Source organism: Ureibacillus galli (genome assembly GCF_014836845.1).
Lineage (GTDB): Bacteria > Bacillota > Bacilli > Bacillales_A > Planococcaceae > Ureibacillus > Ureibacillus galli.
On sequence record NZ_JACSQA010000071.1, the window covers coordinates 1 to 1,531 of the forward strand.

The 1,531-nt window shown below is 35.7% G+C and carries 1 protein-coding gene; it reads right to left on the reverse strand.

From position 1 onward, the window contains the following. A partial coding sequence (locus tag H9636_RS18920; RefSeq protein ID WP_225230346.1) for an IS1182 family transposase occupies positions 1-1,529 on the reverse strand: 1,529 nt, incomplete at its 3' end. Positions 1,530-1,531: the final 2 nt, after the last annotated feature.

A 1,531-nucleotide genomic window follows, 5' to 3' on the forward strand; every position in this document is an offset into this window, starting at 1 on the left:
ATGGCCGTGAATTTTCTTAAATTCACGGCCATTAACGCGAGGCCCATTTCGTTTTCTACCTTCGATTTTCCTCGTACAGAAAATCGAGTGAAACGCAAATTAGCCTTCAAGAATCCAAAAACTGGTTCCACATCGATTTTGCGTCTTCGATAAATGGCACTTGTTTTCTCTTCTGAAAGCTTCGCTCTTACATATTCTTTTTGCTGTTCCCATTTTTCATTTACCATTAATTTTCGATTGTTGCCTTCTTTGGCTTTGGTACACGATGAACGGAATGGGCATCCCGAACAGTCTTCACACTCGTAAATTTTGAGCTTCCGTTGGAAGCCTGTGCGGTCATTACGGACAGAATAATATTGAAATTCAAGACGTTTTTGATTAGGACATGTATATGTATCGGTTTCTTCATCATACTTCCAGTTATCGGGATTAAATATGTTTTGTTTATACTTTTTCTTTTGTTCTTTCAAATACATACTATACGTAATAAGTGCTTCTCGTTTTCTATTCGAAAGGATATCATGAAAGTTTTGTTCACTACCGTAACCTGCATCTGCAACAATGTGTTTTGGTAACTCAAAATAATGCTGCTCAATCTCATCTAGAAATGGAATTAACGTACGTGTATCTGTTGGATTTGTATATATACTATAGGCAAGCGTATATTGACCTTCCGTTGCGATTTGTACATTATATCCAGCTTTTAATTGCCCGTTTTGCATATAATCATCTTTCATTCGCATAAACGTCGCATCTGAATCTGTCTTAGAATAGCTATTGCGTGTACCAAAGATTTCAAAGTCTCTTTCGTATTTTTGTTTACGTAGGACAAAATCAATCAACTGCTTGCGTAATTGTTTCGGGTATTTACGTTTATTTCTTAAGGCTTTTCGTTCTAGAACATCTGATGATGTTTCAATTTGTTTATCATATTCAGTTACGACATCGTCCACTTTTTGAACTAATTGAGCGAGTTCTTCCAATGATAACTGTTCATCGCTTTCACGTTGAATTTCAGGTATGATTTCACTCTCTAGTAGCTCATTGTATAGCTGGTTTGACTTTTCAATTAAATTTTGGTGATATTTTTCAATGTTTTTCTTCCAAACAAACGTAAATTTATTCGCATTTGCTTCAATTTTTGTACCATCGATAAAAATCGCTTCTTGATCAATAAGCTTTGCTTCAATCAATTGGCAACGGAATTGAACGAAACATTGACGAATTAAATCTTTCACTTCTGGTTGAATACGGAATCGGTTGATTGTACGGTAGCTTGGTTCATATCCTTGGGCTAGCCACATCATTCGGATACTGTCTTTTAATAGGGCTTCAATTTTCCGTCCTGAGAAGATAGATTGTGTATAGGCACATAAGATAATTTTAAGCATCATACGTGGATGATAGGCAGGACACCCCTCATTTCGTAGAAATGGTTCGAACGCTTCATGAGGGATACTTTCAACTAGATGATGGATATGGAAAGCAATATCATTATTTTGTAATTTTACTTCTAAATCTAAAGGCAAAA